This window comes from Lutimonas sp., from assembly GCF_051011215.1.
Lineage (GTDB): Bacteria > Bacteroidota > Bacteroidia > Flavobacteriales > Flavobacteriaceae > Lutimonas.
This window is the reverse complement of the sequence record NZ_JBPCUJ010000017.1, coordinates 1-4,143: the sequence shown is the minus strand read 5'-3', so window position 1 is coordinate 4,143 and position 4,143 is coordinate 1. Positions and strand designations below refer to the sequence as shown.

The following is a 4,143-nucleotide window of genomic DNA, read 5'->3' as shown; positions in this document are numbered from 1 at the left end:
AAGTACAGCAGCCATAGTTGATGGCTGTAGTTCGCATGCCTTTTGCATGGCTTGAGCTCTCTGAGAAACAAGTTCAAGAGCTGCATCAAAAGCCAAAGTTCCGTTTGCTACTAGGGCTGAAAACTCTCCTAAAGAATGACCAGCAACCATTTCCGGTTTAAAATCATCTCCCAGGGTTTTTGCCAGAATCACAGAATGTAAAAAAATAGCAGGTTGGGTTACTTTGGTTTGTTTTAAATCTTCAACAGAACCCTCAAACATGATATCGGTAATAGAAAATCCTAAAATATCATTGGCCTGATTAAAGAATTCTTGTGCTAAATGGGAACCTTCAAAAAGATCCAATCCCATTCCTGAAAATTGAGCTCCCTGACCAGGGAATATGTATGCTTTCATTTTATTTATAGTTTGGTTATGTTACAAAAGTAAAGAAATGAATTGAGATTGGAGATGTAAAACAGGAGATTGCAGATTGAAGATTTGAGATGTTTGAATTTAGAATATGGAATAAGGAATTTTGAATGTTGAAGGAATCTTACATCTAAAATCAACATTCTTCAATCTGAATTCAAATAAATAGTTTTATTGAATACTATATTTTAGAAATTTCGACTAGCCGTCCTGAAGTTTCAAACTATTTGACAACTTCGATATTCAAAATTCTTTGTTCGAAATTCCTTATTAGTTTTTCACTATTTTAGAGGCATGATTGAAAAAACCCTGTCTGAAAAGGACAGATCCCTGGCTTTTAGTATTTTTTTGATTTTGGCGGCGATTTTTATTGCGTCACTCGTAGTGTCGAATTTAATTTTTCAAAAATTCTTTTCCTGGGACTTTTTTGGAATATATAATTTTGAAATATCCGTTGGCATATTGCCTTATCCCATTACTTTTTTAGTGACCGATCTAATTTCTGAGATTTATGGGAAAAAGAAAGCAAATCAAGTGGTCATAACTGGAATTTTTGCTTCTGCTTTTTCTTTATTGATTATTATGCTATCTGATGCTGCTCCTGCCACGGAATGGTCTCCCATCGGGAATGAAATTTTTCATAGTGTATTCGGTTTATCTGCTCTAGCCGTTTTTGCTTCGGCCATGGCTTATTTGGTCGCTCAATTTGTCGATATAAGGATTTATCATTTTTGGAAAAGAAAAACCAATGGCAGACACCTTTGGTTACGGAATAATTTCTCTACCATCTCTTCCCAGTTTTTGGATACGTTTTCCGTATTGTTTTTGCTCTGTTCTTTCGGAGTCATTGAATGGGACCTCTTCGGAATTCTACTACTGAACGGTTTTTTATTTAAACTACTGGTGGCATTGCTAGATACTCCTATTCTTTACCTTTTTGTGTATTGGTTCCGAGCAAAGTTTAACCTAAAAGCCAACGAAGAAATAGCCTTATAGCCGGATATACATAGATTAACGATGAAATATACCTTTTACAGGGTATTGTACATTATTGTATAAGCTATTACTTTAGCAGCAACAATTTTCCCGAAACTTAGATGCTCTTTGAACATCTTTGCAGTGTAAGGATCTTTAGGGAGGCCTCTAATGAGGCCTCTACTTTTCTCAAATAGTAAGGATTATTGTGGCATTAAATGTAGTTACTTCCCCCTCGAGTATTATTTTATAGCTACTTTGATATAACCTACCTTCTGTTCTAAGGGGGTAGGTTATTTAGTAAAAAATGAGTTTATTTTAAAAATTTTTGAAGCATACCCTCATAAGGGTATTGCAATATGGATTTAATGGCTTATCTTGACTGTAATATTTTAGACAATCAAACCATATTTTCTAAATGAAAACGAAAACGATCGATGAATTCATCGAAGGTATTGCAGCTCATTATCCAGAACGGACCAAGGTCGATGGAAAGATTCAAGATCTTCAAAACATCAAATTTAATATTAATGAATGTGTTTTTGTTTGGGAGTTAAGGAATGGAGAAATGTTATTTAAAAAAGGGTTTGATCATCTTTTAGGATATGTAGATGAGGATATGAATCTGCAAAATTTTGTGGCCTTATTTCATCCTGACGATAGAGAATATATAGTGCGTATTGGTCAGGCTGCCGTTCATCATTCGATTAGTAATCCTATTAGAAATGAGGAACTTTGTCTGTATGTTTCTCATCGCATAAAAAAAGTAGATGGCAGCTATGTAAAGATCCTCGCACAATCCTCACCCTATGAAATAGATAGTGAAGGATTAATTGCAAGTTTTTTGGTTACACTCAGTGATATTGGTTTTGTTGACACTTCAGATGCCGTTCAATATAAGTTTTTGGCCAATGGCCTGGATGCAAATGTGTTTCACGATATCGTTTTTGAAAGTCATAACTCAATGTTTACTCCCAGAGAAATGGAGGTGATTTTGGAAATAGAAAAAGGTCTTTCAAATAGTCAAATTGCCGATTCTTTGATGATAAGTAAATTTACAGTTGAGACACATCGCAAGAAAATCTTCAGAAAAAGCAAATGTCATTCAGCGGAAGAGTTATTGTTGTTTTGTAAAGCAAACGGCATTCTGAAGTAAGAAGCATCAGCCTTTTTACTCAATTCAAAGGCACAATAGTAGCTCCTATATTGAATATACTTTTATAATTCCTGAATATACCCTCATAAGGGTATGGTGAGAGGTTTTGATTCTAGTTATTTTGCAACTAGCTAAATTTAGTTGGTTTCACAACCACATGAGGACTAAATTTCAAGGGCATTTTTAATTGAGTTAAGGGATATATGAAGTCATTTTTACAGGGAGTTGAACGAGAACTAGAGAATAGAAAAGGGCATTCCTTGGATATTGAATCCTTGCAGAAAATTCCTCTCAACAACCTGGAGTCACTGTATCTTTTCGATTTTACCCAGAATCAAATCTTGTTTCACAAAGGATTTGATCAAGTATTTGGATATCGGGAAAAGGAATTAGATATGGATTTCATTTTTGATAAATACCACCCAGATGACTTCGCCATCATTCAAAACATTGTGAGGGAATTGGTAGTCCAGATGGTAGACATCACAATTCCAGAATTTTCGAATATTCTAAACATTTCCTATCGATTCCGAAAGAAGGATGGATCTTATGCCAGAATTTTGAGTAATACGATTGTGTATCAAACAGACGATACAGACAAGGTTTTAAACATTTTGATCAAGTATACAGATATTTCATTTACGCATGATTCAGACGCCGTTGAGTGGATGGTAGACCCTACCTATATTGACATGGAAAAGATTAAAAGTGAAGTATATGGTGAGGAACAAATTTTTACGCCTCGTGAACTTGAGGTAATTGCTCAGATTTTTGAAGGACGAACCAATATTGAAATAGCTGCAATACTAATGATTAGTATTCATACCGTATCGACACATCGAAAAAACATTTTATTTAAGTCAAATTGCAGTGATGCTGCACAACTTAAACTATATTGCAAGCGAAACGGGATTTTGACGAGCAGCAATTCGGAGGTTTCCAAGTGATTTATTTTAGATGCAGGTATTAGCGTTTTTGGAAGAATTTGCGAAGAATTATACGAGAGTTGATTTCGGAGAAAATTATTTAGCCAAACTGGCGGATATTCATCTTAGCCAAACAGAATGTGTCTATGTCATTGATTTTGCTCAGAATAAAATGACCTTTTCAAAGGGATTCGAAGCTTTTTTGGGTTATAAGGATGCTTCAATGTCTTTAGAGAATTATTTACAGAAGATACATCCGGATGACATCGATTTAGTCGGTCGGATAGGGGCCGCTACCATCAGTCATACCCATGAAAACCCAAAAAATAATGAAGGCAATGTTCTTTATTTGACCTTCAGAATCAAAAATTCCAAAGGTGAATTTATAAAAGTTTTGAGCCAATCTTCGGTTTTAGAAACCGACACCGAAGGAAATATGATCAGTTCATTAATCAAGGTCAGTGACCTTTCATTTATTGAAGATGAAGAGATGGTTCGCTATAAATTTGATGCCAAAAACCTGGATCAGGAAGATTTTAAAAGAAAAATTTACGGATCTGAGCAAGGTATCTTTACTGAGAGAGAATTAGATATCATCAAAGAAATTGATCAAAAGAAAACAAATGCTGAAATTGGCCAAACCCTAGATATTTCAAAGCATACAGTTGCTACACA

5 protein-coding genes are annotated in these 4,143 nt (G+C 34.8%); 4 read left to right on the top strand and 1 reads right to left on the bottom strand.

Features of this window, described 5'->3' with window-relative positions; all coding sequences use genetic code 11:
- The coding region (locus ACR2MV_RS01965) for an ACP S-malonyltransferase (protein WP_434020207.1) at positions 1 to 396 on the bottom strand (396 nt) is incomplete at its 3' end.
- Positions 397 to 705: 309 nt separating this feature from the next.
- On the opposite strand from ACR2MV_RS01965, the gene ACR2MV_RS01960 reads away from it, so the two are divergent.
- The 4 genes from ACR2MV_RS01960 to ACR2MV_RS01945 all read left to right on the top strand — a co-directional run.
- Positions 706 to 1,407 carry a queuosine precursor transporter gene (locus ACR2MV_RS01960; protein WP_434020206.1) on the top strand — a complete coding sequence of 234 codons (702 nt, stop codon included), beginning with the start codon at positions 706 to 708 and terminating at the stop codon, positions 1,405 to 1,407.
- 397 nt (positions 1,408 to 1,804) lie between these two features.
- The gene (locus ACR2MV_RS01955; RefSeq protein ID WP_434020205.1) at positions 1,805 to 2,542 is read left to right on the top strand and encodes a LuxR C-terminal-related transcriptional regulator; all 738 of its coding nucleotides are present in this window, start codon (positions 1,805 to 1,807) and stop codon (positions 2,540 to 2,542) included.
- Positions 2,543 to 2,745: 203 nt separating this feature from the next.
- The gene (locus ACR2MV_RS01950) at positions 2,746 to 3,489 is read left to right on the top strand and encodes a LuxR C-terminal-related transcriptional regulator (protein ID WP_434020204.1); all 744 of its coding nucleotides are present in this window, start codon (positions 2,746 to 2,748) and stop codon (positions 3,487 to 3,489) included.
- A 10-nt stretch (positions 3,490 to 3,499) separates the two neighbouring features.
- Positions 3,500 to 4,143: LuxR C-terminal-related transcriptional regulator (locus tag ACR2MV_RS01945; protein WP_434020203.1), on the top strand; the 644-nt coding region annotated here is incomplete at its 3' end.